Source organism: Candidatus Amarolinea aalborgensis, from assembly GCF_900491745.1.
In the GTDB taxonomy this organism is placed as follows: domain Bacteria; phylum Chloroflexota; class Anaerolineae; order SSC4; family Amarolineaceae; genus Amarolinea; species Amarolinea aalborgensis.
This window is the reverse complement of record NZ_UETR01000054.1, coordinates 1-19,109: the sequence shown is the minus strand read 5'-3', so window position 1 is coordinate 19,109 and position 19,109 is coordinate 1. Positions and strand designations below refer to the sequence as shown.

The window sequence follows — 19,109 nt, the reverse complement described above, 5'->3', positions numbered from 1 at the left end:
TTGTCATCCTGCACGGCACCGACACCATGGAGGAGACCGCCTTCTTCCTGGATGTGACCGTGCCGACCGAAGTCCCCATTATTCTCACCGGCGCCATGCGCGCGGCATCCGATCCTGAGCCGGACGGGCCGGGCAACCTGTTGGACGCAGTGACCGTCGCCATTCATGCCAGGTCGCCTGGCCGCGGCGTGCTGGTGGTGATGAACGGCAACATCCAGTCGGCGCGCCGGGTGACCAAGATTGACACCTCGGACGTAGATGCGTTCCAGTCGGTGCTGCCGCCGGACCTGGGGCGGGTCAAGGCCGGGCGCGTACGTTACAGTGGCGCCTGGTCGCCGCGCACGCATGTGCCGCTGCCGGCGCAGCTGCCGCGGGTGGACATTATTCCGATGTATGCGGGCGTGGACGATTTTGCGCTCAAGGCCGCGCTGGCGGCGGGCGCGGCGGGCCTGGTCATCAATGCCGTAGGCGCGGGCAATGTGAATGATGCGCTTTTCCAGGGTATTTTGCAGGCGTTGAGCGCCGGCATTCCGGTGGTGATTGGCAGTCGCGTGCCTTATGGCGAAGTACGGCCAATCTACGCCTACAGCGGCGGCGGGATCGCCTTGCAGAAGGCGGGCGCGATCTTTGCGCGCGACCTCAATCCGCAGAAGGCGCGCGTGCTGCTGATGGCTGGACTGGGAGCTGGCATTGCGCCCTCTGCGCTGGGCGCGTTGTTCAATTCGTGAGCTTGAATGTCACCAGGCCGAGGGCGTTGTCGAGGACCGGCGCTTGCGCGCGGCTGATGGGCAGGCGCGTGAAGTCGCTCAGGCGATAGAGGCCCACATAGATGGTGTACTCTCCCGCCGGCGCATTGGCCGGAATCTGCAGGCGATACGTGTCGGTAACGGTTTGCCCTGGCTCCCAGGCCCAGGTCGGCCAATCGCCCCCACGAGGCTGTTTATCGGCCTGCGCCACCGTCACCCCGCTGACGTGCACCAGGTGCACGAGCACGTGGTAATCCTCGGTGAAACGCGCGTCGGCTTGCCAGTACAGCGTCAGGTCCAGCGCGCCGCCGGCGCGCGACAGGGACTGATCAGTCTGCGAAGGAGATGGCGTCAGGTCATATCCAAGCAGGCTGGCGCGGCCAGTTTCACTCACCGTGGGCGCTGAGCTGACCGCCCCGACCTGTGGCGCCATCGCGGCCGCAGTTGGGGCTGCCCCCGTATTCGCTGCCGCGCCCAGGGTGGCCTGCAACCGCTGCGTTGGTTGCAGGTTTTCGGTATGCCACGGCAGCAGACGCAGCGAGCCGATGGTGTTGACCACTTCTTGCCCATTCTCATCCCGCGCGTCCAGTTCTTCGCTCGTGGGTTCGTAGAACAGCCCCACATCCACGCGCACGATCACCGGCGCCGTGGTCCCAGGATTGATAAGAACAGGGTAGCGATCCTTGATAATGCTGCCAGGGCGCAGGGCGCGCGTGGGCAGGCTGCCCATACCCGGCCAGGTGTTGGTTTGGCCGGCTAACGCGCCATCTGGGCTGAGCAGGCGCACGAATACGGTGTAGTCTCTGTCGAACTGTCCGCGGCCCTGCCAGTAGATGGTCACCCAAACGATCTCCCCAGGATGAACGCTGTCGCGATCCAACTCTGCGCCCAGGAAGCGTATGAGGCCGCCGTGATCCACCGGCGCCATGCGCGCCGCAACCGGGATATCGGTCAGGGCGACGACCGGCGGGCGTTCGTAGGCTGGCATGATCCAGCGAAATGGCGCGATCGCGGTCAGCGCAAAGAGCGCCACGGCCAGGGCCCCCATCCAGACGCGGCGCATGCGCTGCGGCGCCCATTGACACCAGCCAATGGCGAACAGAAGCGAGCCGCCGGCCATGGCCGGGAACAAGAGCCGCCCCTGCGTGCCTGGGGTCAGGCTAGTCCAGCGCACCAGCCCGGCCAGCACAATCGTGAGCCAACTGGCGGGCAAGGCCAAGAGCCACAGTTCGGCCGGCCATTCGCTTTGCCGCCGGCGCACGATGCCCCAGATCAATCCACCCAGCGCAATCAGGCTGGCGATATCGAGCGCCCGATAAATCCAGTCATTCATGGGAACGTTGAACCAACCAAACAGGCCCCAGTAGGAAATGCGCAAGCCCTGGAATTCGCTGCGCAGGCCGGCCAATGTCGGCGGCGGCAGGCGTTGGCCCACAATGCGCAGCATCATATTCAGCCCGCTGATGTCGCCGTACAATTGCCAATTGCGCCAATACCACCATCCGGCCACGGCCAGGCTCAAGCCAGCAACGATTCCCAGGCGCAGTATGGCTTGCCGCCAGTTCTTCTCACGCCAGCCGCGCGCCAGGAGGATGACGGCCGAGAGCGGAAGCAAGAAAAGGCCGCTGAGTTTGCTGAGGCTGGCTGCGCCGACAACCAATCCCAAAGCGATGGTAATGCGCAGCGTAGCGCGGTTTTGTAAATGGCGCAGAAGCAGGAGAAGCGCCAGGGTAGCCAGGAAATTGATCAGATTATCGTTGCTGATCGCCGAGCTGATGAAGACGAACTGCGGCGTGAACGCCACCAACGCGGCCGCGCCGAATACGATGCTTGGGCGATATCCGAGCAGCTCACGGCCAATGCGGTAGGCGCAGAGCAGGGTGCCCAGGCCGAGGAGAAGCGAGAACCAGCGCACGATGTGAATCGCCAGCACCGCGCCTTGATACGGCCAGCGTTCACGAGGCAGGTGAACGATGCGGTTCTTGTTGGCCGGCCACAGGGGAACGCCCATGTTGGCGTGCTGATTGAGCCACAGCAGGGCCGGCGCGTTGCGCGTGTCAATGCGCACGACGTGGGCATCGAGCTGGCGAATGATCTGCGCCGCCAGCACGTAGTAGAGCGGCGGTTGGCTGCCTTCCTGCGCCCAGGGTTGATCAACACCGTCCTGCTGTATCGGAAGGCTGTTGCCGTCGAGCAGATGCTGGATGTAAAAGTAGTGGTGGTATTCGTCCGGCGCCTCGAAGATGGGCACGCTGATGCTGTAGGTGATGCCGAGTCCCACAAACAAGACCGCCAGCAAGAGCAGCGTGAGACGTTCGCGCCTGGTTTTCATCGTGCGCCCCCGGAACGCTGCGCCAGGCAGGCGTTGAACAGGGCGATGTGCTGCGCCGCCAGCGCGGGCCACGTGAACTGTGCGCTCAACGCGCGGGCGCCGGCTGTCAGCCGCAAGCGCAGCGCAGGGTTGGTCATGATGTCGGTCACGGCGCCGGCCAGGGCGGCCGCATCGGTTGGCGGCACGAAGCGCAGGTTGACGCCATCGCGGAAGCCGGGCAGCGGGTCGTGCGGCTGCGTTGTTACGATGGGGAGGCCGTGCGCGAGCGCGGCCATCAGGCTGCCGCGGCTGCGGCCTGCGCCGTCCTGGTAGGGCAGCGCGCAGAGATCTGCGGCCAGGAAATGGGCCGACACCTCCGTCGGCGACACAAATCCTGTCCAGTGCACGCGGTCTTGCAGCGCAAGCTGGGCGATCTGCTCATGCACGTGCGCCAGGTAACGCCGGTTGGTCTGGTCGCTGCTGCCCACCTGCCCGCCGATCATCAGCAGATGCGCCGGCCGGCCCTGCTGCACCAGGTGCGCCAGGCTGTTGATGAGCACCTCGCCGCCTTTGCTGGTGTTGAGAAAGCCGAAATAGCACAACAGCCAGTCCTGCGGCTGCACGCCCAGGCGTGCGCGCCAGGCCTCCCGCTCGAACCCGGCCGGCGGCGCGCAGGCGATGTTGCTGCCGATCGGAATCATGGCGGTTACGCGGCTGCGCCTGCTCACAGCGGCGGCGCCGTCGAACGCGTGCAGGCCCCAGCCCTGCAGCGTCTGCCAGTCCTCCATGTTCGTGGCGATGGCGGCGTCGCTCTGGCGCGCAAGGAAACGCACCGCGGCCATGCGTAGCGGGCCGGCCTTGGGAAATAGATAAGGAAACTTGAGATCATGAAAGGTGGTCGCCAGGCAGGGACGCCGGCCGCGCAGGCGTAAGCGCAGCCAACCAGGCAGCAGGTTGATCGCCGGATGCAGGCCGTAGGCCGCGGTTTGATACTGGATGAGGACCACATCGGGCTGCACGCGCTCGATGGTCGCGCGGATCGTTGACCAGGCGCGCCAATCCCAGCGCGACACGGTTGCGGTCGGCTGCAAGACATGCGCCAGGAACGAGCGCTCGCCGATCGCCGATCGCGCCTGCGTGGTCATGATCTCGACCGCATGTCCTTGCGCCAGCAGCGCGCGCGCCAGGAGGTGCGAGTAGTCGCCTACGCCGCCCTGCTGCGGGGGAAATTCACCGGTGAGCAAGAGAATGTGCATGTCGTTCCCAGAAACCAGTTCTCTGGCAGAAACCTGGTTTCTTCTGGTTACATCTTCAGTCCGCTCCGCAGCAGACCCCAGTAGGCTGTGACCCGTTCGGCGCGCAGGGGGCGTTTGTGCCCAATCAGCCACTTGACGGCTTCTTCCACGAGCTGCCAGGCATAGGTGGCGAGCAAGAACAGCCGCAGTCCGCCGGCCGCCAGGCGCCCATGATATTTGCGCACGTAGCGCACCTTGCTGGCCTGGAAGCGCAGGTGGCGCGCGGCCACAATCTGTTCGCTTGATTTGCCTTCGTGATGGATCACCTCGGCCTGCGGCGTGAACACAACCTGCCAGCCGGCCTGTTTGATGCGACGGCACAGGTCGAGCTCTTCCGAGTACATGAAGAAGCCCTCGTCCCAGCCGCCAACCTGCTCCATCACCGCGCGCGGAATCATCAGGCACGCGCCCACCAGCCAGTCCACCGCCTGCACGGTTGTGTCTGGCGTATCCTCCAGGCGATAGCGCCGCGCCCACGGATTGTGCGGCCACCACTGTTCCAGGAGGGTGCTCTCCCAGAACGCGGTTAGCGCGCTGGGAAAACGCCGGCGGGATGATTGCACGCTGCCGTCGGGGTAAAGCAGCCGCGGGCCAACCACGCCGGCCTCGGCATGGGCCTGCATGAAGCGCAGCATGGCCGCCAGCGCGCCCGGCCGCACCTCGGTGTCGGGGTTGAGGAAGAGCAGCCAGCGTCCGTGACTGCGCGCCAGGGCCTGGTTGTTGCCGCGGCTGAAGCCGGCATTGTCCGCGTTGGCCTGCACCTGCACCCACGGAAAGTCGCGCCGGATGCGCGCCACCGTGTCATCGGCCGAGGCATTGTCCACCACGATGACTTCAAGCGCGGCCGGAGCCTCTCCATCCAGCAAGGGCAGCCAGCGCACGTGCGGCCAGTCCGTGGGCTGCGACTGCGCCTCGATGGAAGCCAGGCAGCGGCTGAGCAGACCGGCCACATTCCAGGATACGATCAACACGGACAGATCGAGCGCAGGCGCGGCCGCGCGCGTCGTTTCGCCGACCATCAACGGTGACGGCCCAGGGTGCCGGTTGCCAACTCGAGCAGCGCGCCGCGGACTTCACTGGCGGGCAGCGGTTCCAGCGCGGCCACGGCCTGGGCGATGAAGGACGCGGCTTCATCATAGGCGCGGGCAATGGCGTTGGATTGCGCAATCTGCGCAACCAGGTCGAGCGTGGCGGCATGCCCATCGGCCGCGGCCCACGCCTCCAACGGCTCAAGCACGGCGCTGCGATCGGCCGCTGCCTGGATGAAGTAAAAGACGGGTAGGGTGATGGTGCCCTGGCCCAGGTCGCTGCCGGCCGGTTTGCCCAAGACCGCATCGGTGCTGGTGAAGTCCAGGATGTCATCAATGATCTGGAACGCCATACCCAGGTGGTAGCCGTACGCGCGCAACCGTTGGACATCGTCCTCGGCCGCGGCGCCGAGCACAGCGCCCCCTTCGGTGGCCGCAGCAAACAGGGACGCCGTTTTGGCGTAGATGCGCTCGTAGTAGGCCTCTTTGGGCTGGTCCCAACGATAGCGGGCCGCCAGTTGGCGCAGCTCGCCTTCACAGATGATCTTCAACGTCTCCGCAAACAGCGTGATCACGCGCACGTTGCCGGTCTCTGCGGCAAACGCGGCCGCGCGTGCGAACAGGTAATCGCCCGCCAACACGGTGGCCCCGCTGGTCCACGAGGCGTTGAGTGTCGGGCTGCCGCGGCGGATGAGCGCATTGTCAATCACGTCATCGTGGACGAGGGTGGCCGTGTGCAGGGTTTCGACCGCCGCGGCCAGGGCGATGGCCTGGTTTGACATGGGCGCAAAGAGGCGTGTCGCCAGCAGGGCCAGGGTCGGCCGCAGCCGCTTGCCGCCGCTGGCAATGAGCGAAAGAAAGGCCTCGGCCAGGGGAGGAAAAATGCCCTGTTCGTTGCCGCGCATCTTGGCCTCAACCGCCGCCAGGTCGGCGGCCACCAGGGCTGTCAACGGTTGATTGGTAGAAGGGGATTCCTGGGATGAATGGCTCATGACGAGTTCCAAGCAAAGAATTCGCGGGCGGTCGCGGTGGTCTGCGCAGCCACGTCGGCCAACGGTCGGCCCAGCAAACGCGCCGCAGCTTCGGCCACCAGGACGACGCGCGCCGGTTCATTGCGTTGACCACGCTGCGGGTGCGGCGTCAGAAACGGGGCATCAGTCTCCAGCAGCAGCCGGTCGAGGGGCAGCTGCGCCACCAACGCGTGCAAGGCCTGCGCATTCTTGAATGTGACGGGGCCGGCAAAGGAAAGCAAAAAGGGCCAGGTCAAGGCTTCCTGGGCCATGGCCAAATCGCCGGAAAAGCTGTGCAGCACGCCCCAGAAGCGCCGGCCGGCCAGCGCCGACTGTCGGGTCGCGTCTGCGTGAACCCAGGCGCGCAGCGTTGCCATTACATCCGCATGGGCTTCGCGGTCATGAATAATGACCGGCTTGCCCACCGCGGCGGCCAGGGCAAGCTGCGCCTCGAAGGCCGCCTGCTGGATTGGGTGCGGCACGCGCTCCCAGTAGTAGTCCAGGCCGATTTCGCCGATGGCTACCACGTGCGGATCGGCCGCCAGCGCGGACAGTTCTGCCAGCAAACTCGGCGTCTGCTCGCCCAGGTCATTGGGGTGAATGCCCACAGCCGCGTAGACGCCGGGGTAAGCGCGGGCCAACGCGACGCTCTGGCGGCTGCTCTCCAGGTCTGTCCCGATCGTCACCAGCCGCGTGACGCCGGCCGCGGCCGCCCGCGCAATGACCTCTGGCCGATCGGCGTCGAAGCTGTTCCAGGTCAGATGACAGTGACTGTCAACGAGTTCTAGCGCCATGAACGATTAGCCAGCAATACCGGCCAGGCGCAGCCCGTCCTGCAAAATGGCCTGCACGGCGCTTTGATCCATCGTCTCGGTGTAGACGCGAATGAGCGGCTCCGTGCCGGAGAAGCGCACCAGCAGCCAGCCGCCATCCTCCATGACGAACTTGTAGCCGTCCATCGTCACCTTGTCCACGATCTTCTTGCCGCCGATCGTAGCGGGCAGCGCGCTGTCCAGCCGTTTGCGCGCGGCCGCGGCAAACGCCAAATCGGGCAGGCGGGTGTCAATGCGGTCGTAGTAGTGCGGACCGCCCACCAGGTCGAAAAGCCGATCGAGCAGCTGCGTCGGCGTTTTGCCCGTGCGCACCATCAGATCGAGCAGGTACAGGTTGCTCAGGAGGCCGTCGCGCTCCGGCACGTGATTGCGGAAGGCGTAGCCGCCGCTCTCCTCGCCGCCGATCAGCGCATCGTATTTGATCATGGCCGGCGCCACATATTTGAAGCCGACGCCGGTGTGGATGACCGGCACGCCGAAGCGTTGGCCCAGTTTGTCCAACATCGAGGTCGTGCTGAGCGTCTTGACGATGGGGCCGCGCTCGCCGCGCACATCCAGGAGATACATCGCCAGCAGGGCGTAGACGCGCAGCTGGTCCACGAAGACGCCGTTTTCATCGCCCCAACCGCAGCGGTCTGCATCGCCATCGGTGATAGCCGCCACATCCGCGTGGATCTGGCGCGCCGCGGCCAGGCCTGCGTCCACGTTGGGCGGAATCGGCTCCGGTCGCAGCATCTCCGGGAAGATGGGGTTGCGCGCGCTGTGGACTTCGAAGACCTCGGTTTTGGCGCCGCCGAGCAGCCGCGTCAGCCAGCCCGCGCCATTGCCCCACATCGGATCCACCATGATCTTGAAGCCGGCCTGCCGGATCGGCTCCAGGTTGACCAGGCGCTGTAGTTGTTCCACATAGGCCGGCGCCGGGTCGAACTCCATAATCAGGCCGGCGCTAACGCCCGCCTTGAAGGCTGTCTGCTTGCAGCTGCTGACCGCGGCAGGAATGTGATCTTCGATTTGCGTGAGGCCCGCGGGGTCAATCGCGCCGCCGTTGGGGTCGCGCACTTTGTAGCCGTTGTCGGTGGGTGGGTTGTGGCTGGCCGTGATGTTGACCGCGCCCAGGGCATGGCGCACCTTCACCGCGTAGGCGATGGTGGGCGTCGGAATACCGCCGCCGCAAAAATGCACGGGGATGTCGTTGCCAGCCAGCACTTCGGCCGCGGTTGCGGCAAACTGCTCGGACAGGAAGCGGCGGTCGCCGCCAATCACGATCCCACGCGTGATTTCGGCCGGCGCATAGGTTGCCTTCAGGTAGTCTGCAAAGCCCTGCGTAGCGCGGCGCACGCTGTCGAACGTGTAATCCTCAGCGATGGCCCCGCGCCAACCATCGGTACCAAATTTGATCTGTGCTGTCACTCTTGCTCTCCTACTATAGAATCTCTTGACGCTAAGCCGCAATGCCAGAACAACGTCCTCAAATCGTAGGTCATGCCTCCGGCATGACAGGCGACCTCTGCGGCAGATCACGCTTCCCTGCGCCCACGCTGTCCGGCCTGCATTCCAGGCCGACGAGGATAACACTGTCCTGGCAGGTCAAGCTCCCGAACGAATTCGGGCTCCGTTTGGATAGATCAATCAGCGCTTGAGCCGGGTGATTTCCGTCACGTCGGCAAAGCGCCGGCCCGCTTGCAGCGCCTGCACGTCCGAATCCACCATCATCGTGATCAGCTCCTTGAAGCTGACCATCGGCTCCCAGCCCAATTTGGCGCCGGCCTTGCTTGGGTCGCCCACCAGCAAGTCCACTTCGGCCGGCCGGTAGAAGCGCGGATCGCTCGCCACATGGTTCTGCCAGTCGAGGCCCGCGTGGCTGAACGCGACTTCGCACATCTCACGAATCGAATGGGTCTCGCCGGTCGCCACCACGTAATCGTCCGGCGCATCTTGTTGCAGCATGCACCACATCGCGCGCACATAGTCGCCGGCAAAGCCCAGGTCGCGGCGCGCGTCCAGGTTGCCGAGGTAGAGCTTGTCCTGCCTGCCCAGCTTGATCGCGGCGACGCCGAGCGAGATTTTGCGCTCCACAAACTCCAGGCCGCGTCGCGGCGAGCCGTGATTGAACAAGATGCCAGACGTGGCGTGCAGACCGTACGACTCGCGGTAATTCACGGTGATCCAATGCCCATAGACTTTGGCCACGCCGTAGGGGCTGCGCGGATAGAACGGCGTGCGCTCCGACTGGGGCACTTCTTGCACCTTGCCGAACATTTCACTGGAACTGGCCTGATAAAAGCGAATCGTGGGATCCACCAGGCGGATGGCGTCCAACATGCGGGTGACGCCCAGCGCGGTGGATTCGCCGGTCAGCACCGGCTGCTGCCAGGAGGTGGGCACAAACGACATCGCGGCCAGGTTGTAGATTTCCTGCGGCCGAAATTCGGTCAAAATGCTGATCAGCGAAGCCTCATCGAGCAGATCGCCCTGCACCAGGGTCACTTTGTCCTGGATATGTTCGATGCGGTCCAGGTTGATGACGCTGATGCGGCGAATCATGCCGACCACGTCATAGCCCTGCTGCAGCAAAAATTCGGCCAGGTACGATCCATCCTGGCCGGTGATACCGGTAATTAACGCACGTTTTTGTGCCATCGAATTCGACTGTTCTCCTTGTTCCATTCTCGATTTGCCGCTCTCCAAAGAGAGATCAGAGATGAGAGACCAGAGATTGAGTTTCGTGGAAGAAGGGAGTTTTTGGGTCTCCGGTCTCTGATCTCCGGTCTCCGCTCTCCAATCTCCAATCTCTGATCTCTCTCACCCCCGCCGTACGCGCTGCCGCCAGTCATTGAGCACATCGGTCAGGCTGGTTTCAAAACTGATCTCTGGCTGCCAGCCGCTGACCGCCTGAAAATGGCGCGCATCGCAGTAGCTGACCGGCACATCCGAGGGGCGCAGGCGGCTGGCGTCGGTTTCCACCTCAATCTGCCGCGTCGCCGCGCCGAGCAGGAAGTCCAGGACAGACTGAATGCTCCGTGGTTCGCCGCGGCCCACGTTATAGGCGGCGCCCGGCGCGCCCTTTTGCGCGGCCAGCCAGTAGGCGCGCACCATATCGCGCACATCGGTGAAATCGCGCTGCGCGCTCAGGTTGCCCACGCGCACGATCGGGGGCCGCTGGCCGGTTTCGATCTCCGCCACCTGGCGTGCAAAGGCCGGCGCGGCGAAGTCATCGCTCTGGCCGGGGCCAACCTGATTGAAGGCGCGCACGCGCACCACGTGCAGTCCGTAGCTGAAGAAATACTGCTGCGCCATCAGGTCTTGTGCGGCTTTGCTGACGCCGTAGGGGTTGTGCGGCCGCAGCGGCGTCTCCTCGTCAATCGGCAAATCCTCAGGCTCGATTTTGCCGTACATTTCGTTCGAACCGACGACCAGCACGCGGCAGGTTGGCGCCTGTTTCCGGACCGCTTCCAGCAGGCTGAGCTGCGTCTGCACGTTGAGCTCGAATGTGGTCCAGGGTTGTTCCCACGAACCGCCGACATCGGACCAGGCCGCCAGGTGCAGGAGATAGTCAGGCTGCACCTTTTGGATCACCTCGCTGACCCACAGCGGATTGCGCAAATCGCCGCGCCACAGGGTCAACTGCTCGCGCAGATCCAGGATGCGCCAATCATGCCGGTGCACGATACCGTGCACCTCGCATGCGGTATGGCGCAGGAGATAGGCGGCCAGGTGACTGCCGGCAAAGCCGGCAATGCCGGTGACAAGTGCGCGCACGTTCAAGCCCTTCTGCTGACCCAGGGGCAGCGGACACGGCAGCCTCCACGCGGCTGCCTGCCTGATTATAACCTACGACGTGAGCAAAGTGCAAAGCGCAAAGTGCAAAGTGCAAAGTACAAAGCGGGGAGGGCAGAAGGGGAAATGCTGAACGAGGAAAGCTGAAAGCTGAATAGGGCAAACAGCGCCATTCCAGGCGTTTGCGCGCAAGAAGACTGGCAACATCTGTTTTGGTGTGATAGAATGATGCCATGTCCATTTCTTCTCATCACTGATTACCGGCCGCAGGCGGCTCCATTGGAGATCTTTTGCCTGACATTTGGTATTGGGAGAAATCGTTCGTTCCCCATCGGCCTGGCTTGGATTTGGGCCGCTTTCAAGCTTGTTCAAGCTTAATGTAATCGTCCCTTTCGGAGGAAGATCCATGACTCGCACTCAACGTTTCGCTATTGTATCCACGATGCTTGGGGTACTGCTGGTGATCCTCGCTTGCGGGGGCGCGTCTACGCAAGTGGATCGCTCCCAGGTCGCTACTGAAGTCGCTGGAGAGATCTTGGCCACTGTGACTGCGGAGGCTCAAGCTGCCGCAGTCAAGACGCAGGCTGAGGCCACACCAACATTCGAGCTATCTCCAACCACAGAGAGAACACGCACTGCTGCTACACCGAAACAACCTGAGCAGCCTATCTTACCCCTAAAGCCCACCGCGACGTCCGCCATTCAACCAGCCGACACACTGCAGCCGACAAGCACGCCGACTGCCCAGCCAAGTAACACACCGCAACCGACAAGCACGCCGACTGCCCAGCCAAGTAACACACCGCAACCCACCAGTACACCAACTGTCCAGCCGAGTAACACGCCGCAACCGACAAGCACGCCGACTGCCACCGCGCAGCCACGGTCGCCCGCTGTGGGTGACACGGTGACTTGCGGGAAATATTATGAGATTACTGTTCTACAGCCTCCATCGTATGCCAAGAACCTCAAAAGCCTGGATACGTGGGGCCTGGTTCGTTTTCTTAGCGATAAGCAAGCCAAAGGTCAATGGATGGCTGTCCAATTTCAGTTGAAAAACACACAGTCCGAAACGGCTAGTCTATCGTTGTTCAGTAATGAAGTTGTCGTTACGGCGCAACTTGATGGCGCTTCTGTGACGTTTGCACCGGACAAGACATCACTGATTTTCGCTGATCAGGCTTCTAGTCTTTCTCAATGGTACGATGACATTCCCCCTGGCGTGGCAATTCGCACGATTGCCTTGTTCGATATCAATCCGGCCGGGACGCAAAGAGCACTGGTCTTAAAGCCAAGTGGATTGATCTTCACTCAGTGTGAAGTCGAGATTCGACTTGACCAGTTGGCCGATGTAGCATCCGATAAACCGGTGGTCATCGTCTCGCAGGAGGCGAACGTTCGATCCGGTCCCGGCACTACGTATGGCGTACTTGGGAAAGCAACTGCAGGTCAGCGCTTTGAGATTGTGGGCCGCAACACCGATTCGTCATGGTGGCAAGTGCTTTACATTGGCAAGAAAGGGTGGGTGGCTGCGTCCATCGTGAAAACCGCCGGTCCGACAAACCAAGTTGCCGTAGCAACTGACATTCCTAAACCACCGCCGCCACCTGCAACGGCCATACCACTACCCAAGACTCGCCCAGAGCAGGAATTTATCGTGAAAATCTGGGGCTTGAAGCTGTACGATGTCAAACGCTCCAAGACAGTCTACTGGTTCGGTAATGGTACTTTTGCGCAGGGCACTTACTTGATTCCGCTCGTTGAGTTTCGGAATACGGGGTCCGGAACAGCAACGGCTGTGCGCAATCTCAATTTTTACCTCCAAGATGCCCAGGGACGCACGTACAAGTTCGATCCCTTTGGCGATGCCGTTCTAGGAGCAGCCTGGCAATTTCATGCTGGTCATCTCTACGACGATATCAGTCCGGGCCTCACGCTCGGCATCGCTTTGCCATTTGATGTGTCTCCCGACTTGGGCGATGTCTGGTTACGCGTCAAGGAAGATCCGAAGATAGTCATGTACCTGGGCAATGTCAGTCAATTGCCGGAAAGCAAGTAAAGGTCGTCATAGTGACACCGAAGAGGGGCCTTGTGAATGCCTGACCGCACACCAACCGATTTAGAGTACTTCGTGCGCCAGCGCGCGCCGGACATCACAAGCGCCATCAAGGCGGCCGCACAGAAGGCACGCATGGCCAATCTCTTGCAGCAAGCCCATGTCGCCACGGCTGCCGGCGATGCGGTTCGTGTACATGAGATCGAGGCGGAGATTGATCGCCTGGCCGCGCAGTTGTAAGGGCAGATGGATGGGGCGTTGCGGGAGACCCTGGAGAGTTTACGGAGTTGGGGTAAGGACGGCTTTGCGGTAGAATAGATTCCGAAGGATTGATTTCGCAGCGGCTGGAGAATCGAGCTATGATTACTCGTGTTGAATTGAACGGGTTCAAGACTTTTCAGGACTTTCAGCTGGAACTTGCGCCTTTTCAGGTGATCGTTGGGGCAAATGGCGCTGGCAAGAGCAATCTCTTTGACGCGTTTCGGCTGTTGTCGCGACTGGCAGACACGGATCTTCGATCGGCCTTTCAAGCCTTGCGCGGCGAGGCCGGCGAGCTTTTCACGACCCTGCCTGACGGTCAGCCTGTGGATCAGATGCGCCTGGCGGTCGAGATGCTCGTGGAGCGCCAGGTGAGCGATAGCTGGGGCGCCCAGGCGAAATTGAAACATCCACGCCTGCGCTACGAGGTGCATATCGCTCGACGCGTCGATGAACAGGGCCTGGAACGGCTTTACGTGACGCATGAATCCCTGGCGCCCATTGGTCGCGAACATGATGCCTGGATTAGGCGATATGTCGGTGGAACCAAGAAGGCCTGGTTGCCGCCGCTCAAAGGCGGACGTGGCGTGCTATTCATCTCCACCACGAAAATCGAATCCGGGCCGACCACCATTTCTCTGCACCAAGATGGTCACGGTGGAAAGAAAGCCAGCGTCGCTGAGAAGGTCGAACGCACCGTGTTGAGCGGTGTGACCAATACTGAATTTCCTCATGCATTTGCTGCCCGCGAGGAGATGCGCACATGGGGTTTCCTGCAACTTAATCCAGAGGTCCTCCGGCAGCCAAGTTCCCTTCTCGCGCCCGCAGTCGTCTCGCCGGATGGCAGCAACTTACCCAGCGCATTGGCCAGAATGCAAGCCGAAGACCCGCTAGCAATCAATGATGTGTCGCGCGATTTGGCGAACCTGGTCCCTGGCATTGTCAAAATCGAAATCGAAAAAGACCAGCAGCGGAACCGTTACGTTGTTTGGGCCAAAACCCAGGATGGCCGTTCGTTCTCGTCGCGCGTCCTCTCAGATGGCACGCTGCGTTTGCTTGCCCTGGTGACGCTCAAGAATGACCTTCAGCACCGCGGCGTCTTGTGCTTCGAAGAGCCAGAGAATGGGGTGCACCCCTTTCGTCTCAAGAACATGGTCGAATTGCTGCGTGGACTGGCGACCGATTTCTCTGATCCAGACCAGGTAGATGCGCCACTTCGCCAACTGCTGATCAACACACACTCCCCAGTGTTGGTCAGCCAGCGCGGCGTGTTGCCTGGCCTTCTCTTTGCCTACATGACGACCCGAGTGCGCCCGGGGTCGCCCCAAGAAACGATCAGGGTGACCAGGGTGCTTCCCGTGCAGCCTTCTTCACAACTCAAACTCAATCTGAATATCGGAAACCAGGAGGAGTCCTACACGCTAGGTGAAGTTCTTGAGTACCTAAACAGCGCCGATACCGGAGAGGCGCGGAATGCCCTGCTCGGAGACGTACGATGACCGCCTTGGTGATGGCGCTTTACGCTGAGGGCCGTACCGATGAGGGGTTCTTGCCAGTCGTCATCCAACGGACTGCCGAGCAGGTACTGGCGCACCGCGGGAACACCGTCGTGGATGTACTCGAACCAATTGTCTTGAACCACACGATTGACCTCCAGTTCCGCGCTCGGGACGAACGCATATTGGAGGCGGCTCGCCGCGCATCTGGCTTTCACGCTTTGATCGTTCATGCCGACGCCGATTACCCAACCCCGGTGCGCGCATTGCAGGAGCGGTTCTTACCTGGCCAGACCCGGGTGGATCAAGCGCGCGTCGCACGGGAGTTGTCAGTCTGCGATCATTTAGTGCCTATCATTCCGATCCAGACGACTGAAGCCTGGATGTTGGCGGATCATGCAGCTTTGTGCGAAGTGATCGGCGCTAACCTGACAGCCGAAGCGCTAGGCATTCCCGCCCATCCACACCAAGTTGAGTCTGACCCCGATCCGAAGCGAACCCTCAACTCGGTAATCCAGAGAGCTCTCGCCCAGCGTCCGCGCCGTCGCCGTCGTATTGACCCACGATCCGTCTATGAGCCTCTGGCCCGACAAATCAACCTGGCGAGATTGAGCAGTGTCCCGGCCTACGCGCAGTTCATGGCCGACCTGACCCAGACCTTGATCGCGTTGCACCTGGTCGTTTGAGTCGTTTCTGTCATATCGGTTGCACGGCGGGGCGCTTTCACCGCTGCGCGATTCCTTGACAAACGCTGAACGCTGACCCCACAACGTATCGCAGGGTCAGCGTTCAGCGTTCAGCCTTCCGAATGCTTCGTTATACCAGTCCCGCTTCCGCGCGCAGGGCCGCCGCCTTGTCGGTCTTTTCCCACGGCAGATCCAGGTCATGACGACCGAAGTGACCGTAGCTGGCGGTCTGCAGGTAGATCGGCCGGCGCAGGTCAAGGTCACGAATGATCGCGGCCGGGCGCAGGTCGAAGTGCTGGTGAATCAACTCCACAATGCGCTCGTCTGGCACGCGGCCGGTGCCGAAGGTTTCCACGCTGAGAGAGAGCGGCCGCGCCACGCCGATGGCGTAGGAAATCTGCAGCTCGATGCGGTCGGTCAGGCCAGCCGCCACGACGTTCTTGGCGATGTAGCGGGCCATGTACGCGCCAGAGCGGTCCACCTTCGTCGGGTCCTTGCCAGAGAACGCGCCGCCGCCGTGCCGCGCCACGCCGCCGTAGGTGTCCACGATGATCTTGCGGCCGGTCAGCCCGGCGTCGCCCAACGGCCCGCCCGTGACGAAGCGGCCGGTCGGATTGACGTAGATCTTGGTTTCGTCGTCCATCATGCTCACGGGGATGACATGATTGATGACGTACTCGATGATGTCGCTGCGAATTTCATCCTGGGTGACGTCCGGCGCGTGCTGCGTGGAGATGACGATGGCGTCCACGCGCACCGGCTTGCCATAATGATATTCGACCGTCACCTGGGACTTGCCGTCGGGCCGCAGGTAGGTCAACTCGCCATCCTTGCGCACCTGCGCCAGGCGCCGCGTCAGCTTGTGCGCCAGGACGATGGACATCGGCATCAGCTCTTCGGTTTCGTGGCAGGCAAAGCCCACCATCATCCCCTGGTCGCCCGCGCCAATGGCCTCGATCGCTTCATCAGACATTTCGCCGTGCTTGGCTTCGTAGGCCTTGTCCACACCCAGGGCGATGTCGGCCGACTGTTCTTTGAGCGAAACGAGCACCGCACAGGTGTCGCAGTCGAAGCCGTACTTGGCGCGCGTGTACCCGATGTTGCGCAGGGTTTCACGTGCAATCGTCTGAATATCCACATACGTGCTGGTCGTGATCTCGCCCATCACGCAGATCAGGCCGGTGGTGGTGGCGCACTCGCACGCCACGCGCGCATCCGGGTCCGCGCCGATGATCGCGTCTAGAACCGCGTCAGAAATTTGGTCGCACAGTTTGTCGGGGTGTCCTTCGGTCACCGATTCGGACGTATAGAACAGCTTCGGTGAACTCATAAATGTCGTTGTCATGTCAACTCACTCCCCTCTCATCAATTCTCGTCACGCTCACTGACTACTCCCCTGTCTCCAGGGATCTGAGATCAGAGACCAGAGATCGGGTGCGTGGAAGGCGGATGATCTCCGATCTCCGATCTCTAATCTCCGGTCTCCGATCTCCGATCTCCGACCTATGTCCCCTCTTGCCAGGAATTCAGATAATCCTGCTGTTCGCGGCTGAGGGTGTCAATATGGATGCCCATCGCGGCCAGCTTCAAGCGCGCGATTTCCTGGTCAATGTCCTCGGGCACGGAGTAGACCTGGTTTTGCAGTTTTTCATGATTGACGGCCATGAACTCGGCGGCCAAGGCCTGATTGGCAAAGCTCATGTCCATCACCGCGCTGGGATGACCCTCGGCCGCCGCCAGGTTGACCAGGCGCCCTTCGCCGATCAGGTAGAGCTTGCGGCCGTCTTCCAGTTGGTATTCATCCAAGAATTCACGCACCCGGCGCACTTCGCTGGCCATGCCTTCCAGGGCTGGAATGTTGACCTCGACGTTGAAGTGGCCCGAATTGGCCATGATCGCGCCATCTTTCATGACCGCGAAATGCGACTTGTCGAACACGTGAATGTCGCCGGTGGCGGAGCAGAAGATGTCGCCCACGGCGGCTGCCTCCAGCATGGGCATCACGCGGAAGCCGTCCATGACCGCTTCCAGCGCGCGCAGCGGCAGCACTTCGGTCACGATCACGTTGGCGCCCATGCCGCGGGCGCGGTTGGCAATGCCGCGGCTGCACCAGCCGTAGCCGGCCACGACGAAGTTCTTGCCCGCCAGCAGCACGTTGGTGGCGCGAATGATGCCGTCAATCGTGGATTGGCCGGTGCCATAGCGATTGTCGAAAAGGTGCTTGGTCATGGCGTCGTTGACGGCCATCACCGGGAATCGCAGCGCGCCTTCCGCGGCCATAGCGCGCAGGCGAATCACGCCCGTGGTCGTCTCTTCGGTGCCGCCCACAATGCCAGGCAGCAGTTCTGTGCGCGTCTTGTGCAGGGTCGAAACCAGGTCACAGCCGTCGTCCATCGTGATGTGCGGCTTGATGTCGAGCACGGCGTTGAGGTGCTTGTAATACGTGGCGTTGTCTTCGCCCTTGATGGCGTACACCGGCATTTCGTAGTAGGCCACCAGCGCGGCCGCAACGTCATCCTGGGTCGAGAGCGGGTTGGAGGCGCTGAGCGCCACTTCCGCGCCGCCGGCCTGCAGCACCCGCATCAGGTTGGCGGTTTCGGCCGTCACATGCAAACAGGCCGCCATGCGCAGCCCGCGCAGCGGTTGTTCCTGGCGAAAACGGGCCTCGATCAGATCCAGCACCGGCATCTCCTTCGCGGCCCACTGCATCCGATAACGGCCCTTCTCGGCCAGGTCAATGTCTTTGATATCGAAATGTTGCGTCACAATCTACTCCTTCTCACTTTTCACTGATTCTCGATCCATGATCTCCGATCTCCGATCTTCGATCTCCGATCTCTGCTCCTCGACAACCTGTCGCCCCATCCCTTCGACGAAGCGGCAAGCGACGCGATAACCAAGTTTTGTGTAAACCGCCAACGCCGGGGCGTTCCGTTCGTTGACGTTCAGAACCACTGTCAGCCCATCGGCCAACAACGACGCGGTCACAGCGCTGGTAATCAGCGTGGCGTAGCCCTGTCTGCGGTAGGCCGGGTGGGTATAGATGTTCCCCACCGCGCCGATGCCCACTTGCCGTGCGACGAGGTGCGTGCCTCCCGCGGCCGCCAGCTCCATACCAGCATAGATTCCATAAAAAACGCCCTCGGCCACCTGCGAAGGGCTGAAGGCGTCCGGCGCATGCTCACCGCCGTGCGCAAAGAGCGCACGCAGAGCCGGCGCCGCGTCCAGATGCAGCCGTTGCACCGTCGCCGCGCCCATCGTGGGCCGAAAATCGAGCGGCTCCACGGACATACGCAGCATGGGAGACAAAGCAGAAAAGGCATAGCGCGTCTGCAAGACCGGCAGGTGCTCCCAACGGCTGGCAATGGTCACGGTCAGCGGTAAGCCGGCATGCGCCATGATCGCCTGCAGGCCGGCCGGCGCGCCCAGGGTGAACAGAACCGGCGGTTCAAGCCCAGTGTACACCAGGGCCAGCGCAGCCAGCGTCTTTCCTTGCCAGGCCCCGAACCAGGCCGACGCGGCCGCGTACGCCGGTTCCAGATCGCCGATGGCGTAGGCTGCGTAGGCGCGATCGTGCTGTAGGAACGCCAACAACGCGTCGGCGTCGTTCAGG

General features: G+C 62.3%; 16 protein-coding genes. 5 read left to right on the top strand and 11 right to left on the bottom strand.

Going from position 1 to position 19,109, the window contains the following annotated elements:
• On the top strand, nucleotides 1-728 hold a 728-nt coding region (locus ACPQ6D_RS22700), incomplete at its 5' end, for an asparaginase (protein ID WP_423226638.1).
• On the opposite strand, the gene ACPQ6D_RS22695 is transcribed toward ACPQ6D_RS22700, so the two are convergent.
• From ACPQ6D_RS22695 to ACPQ6D_RS22660, 8 genes are all read right to left on the bottom strand, one after another.
• Complete coding sequence (locus tag ACPQ6D_RS22695) at nucleotides 718-3,078, bottom strand: glycosyltransferase family 39 protein (protein WP_423226637.1); 2,361 nt, start codon at nucleotides 3,076-3,078, stop codon at nucleotides 718-720. The genes ACPQ6D_RS22700 and ACPQ6D_RS22695 overlap by 11 nt on opposite strands.
• A complete protein-coding gene (locus ACPQ6D_RS22690; protein ID WP_423226636.1) occupies nucleotides 3,075-4,313 on the bottom strand; it encodes a glycosyltransferase family 4 protein in 1,239 nt (412 codons plus the stop codon). Before ACPQ6D_RS22690 ends, ACPQ6D_RS22695 begins: the two co-directional genes overlap by 4 nt.
• 47 nt (nucleotides 4,314-4,360) lie before the next feature.
• Nucleotides 4,361-5,371: a glycosyltransferase family 2 protein gene (locus ACPQ6D_RS22685; protein ID WP_423226635.1), complete on the bottom strand. Its 1,011-nt coding sequence runs from the start codon at nucleotides 5,369-5,371 to the stop codon at nucleotides 4,361-4,363.
• A complete protein-coding gene (locus ACPQ6D_RS22680; protein ID WP_423226634.1) occupies nucleotides 5,371-6,372 on the bottom strand; it encodes a polyprenyl synthetase family protein in 1,002 nt (333 codons plus the stop codon). Before ACPQ6D_RS22680 ends, ACPQ6D_RS22685 begins: the two co-directional genes overlap by 1 nt.
• Nucleotides 6,369-7,184 (bottom strand): TatD family hydrolase, encoded by an 816-nt coding sequence (locus ACPQ6D_RS22675; protein ID WP_423226633.1) that lies wholly within the window; start codon nucleotides 7,182-7,184, stop codon nucleotides 6,369-6,371. Before ACPQ6D_RS22675 ends, ACPQ6D_RS22680 begins: the two co-directional genes overlap by 4 nt.
• A gap of 6 nt (nucleotides 7,185-7,190) precedes the next feature.
• Complete coding sequence (locus ACPQ6D_RS22670; RefSeq protein WP_423226632.1) at nucleotides 7,191-8,633, bottom strand: phosphoglucomutase/phosphomannomutase family protein; 1,443 nt, start codon at nucleotides 8,631-8,633, stop codon at nucleotides 7,191-7,193.
• A 219-nt stretch (nucleotides 8,634-8,852) separates the two neighbouring features.
• Nucleotides 8,853-9,863 carry a GDP-mannose 4,6-dehydratase gene (gene gmd / locus ACPQ6D_RS22665; protein WP_423226631.1) on the bottom strand — a complete coding sequence of 337 codons (1,011 nt, stop codon included), beginning with the start codon at nucleotides 9,861-9,863 and terminating at the stop codon, nucleotides 8,853-8,855.
• A 162-nt stretch (nucleotides 9,864-10,025) separates the two neighbouring features.
• Entirely contained in the window at nucleotides 10,026-10,982 is a 957-nt protein-coding gene (locus tag ACPQ6D_RS22660; RefSeq protein ID WP_423226630.1) for a GDP-mannose 4,6-dehydratase, read from the bottom strand.
• A gap of 424 nt (nucleotides 10,983-11,406) precedes the next feature.
• Here ACPQ6D_RS22660 and ACPQ6D_RS22655 point away from each other — a divergent pair, with 424 nt between their 5' ends.
• From ACPQ6D_RS22655 to ACPQ6D_RS22640, 4 genes are all read left to right on the top strand, one after another.
• A complete protein-coding gene (locus ACPQ6D_RS22655; RefSeq protein ID WP_423226629.1) occupies nucleotides 11,407-13,059 on the top strand; it encodes an SH3 domain-containing protein in 1,653 nt (550 codons plus the stop codon).
• Between the two features lie 36 nt (nucleotides 13,060-13,095).
• A complete protein-coding gene (locus tag ACPQ6D_RS22650; protein WP_423226628.1) occupies nucleotides 13,096-13,296 on the top strand; it encodes a hypothetical protein in 201 nt (66 codons plus the stop codon).
• Between the two features lie 89 nt (nucleotides 13,297-13,385).
• Nucleotides 13,386-14,813, top strand: coding sequence for an AAA family ATPase (locus ACPQ6D_RS22645; protein WP_423226627.1), 1,428 nt, complete (start codon nucleotides 13,386-13,388; stop codon nucleotides 14,811-14,813).
• Nucleotides 14,810-15,496: a DUF4276 family protein gene (locus ACPQ6D_RS22640; protein WP_423226626.1), complete on the top strand. Its 687-nt coding sequence runs from the start codon at nucleotides 14,810-14,812 to the stop codon at nucleotides 15,494-15,496. Before ACPQ6D_RS22645 ends, ACPQ6D_RS22640 begins: the two co-directional genes overlap by 4 nt.
• 130 nt (nucleotides 15,497-15,626) lie before the next feature.
• On the opposite strand, the gene metK is transcribed toward ACPQ6D_RS22640, so the two are convergent.
• From metK to ACPQ6D_RS22625, 3 genes are all read right to left on the bottom strand, one after another.
• Nucleotides 15,627-16,841, bottom strand: coding sequence for a methionine adenosyltransferase (metK, locus tag ACPQ6D_RS22635; RefSeq protein ID WP_423226625.1), 1,215 nt, complete (start codon nucleotides 16,839-16,841; stop codon nucleotides 15,627-15,629).
• A gap of 158 nt (nucleotides 16,842-16,999) precedes the next feature.
• Complete coding sequence (gene ahcY, locus ACPQ6D_RS22630) at nucleotides 17,000-18,262, bottom strand: adenosylhomocysteinase (RefSeq protein WP_423226624.1); 1,263 nt, start codon at nucleotides 18,260-18,262, stop codon at nucleotides 17,000-17,002.
• Nucleotides 18,263-18,265: 3 nt separating this feature from the next.
• The coding region (locus tag ACPQ6D_RS22625) for a GNAT family N-acetyltransferase (RefSeq protein WP_423226623.1) at nucleotides 18,266-19,109 on the bottom strand (844 nt) is incomplete at its 5' end.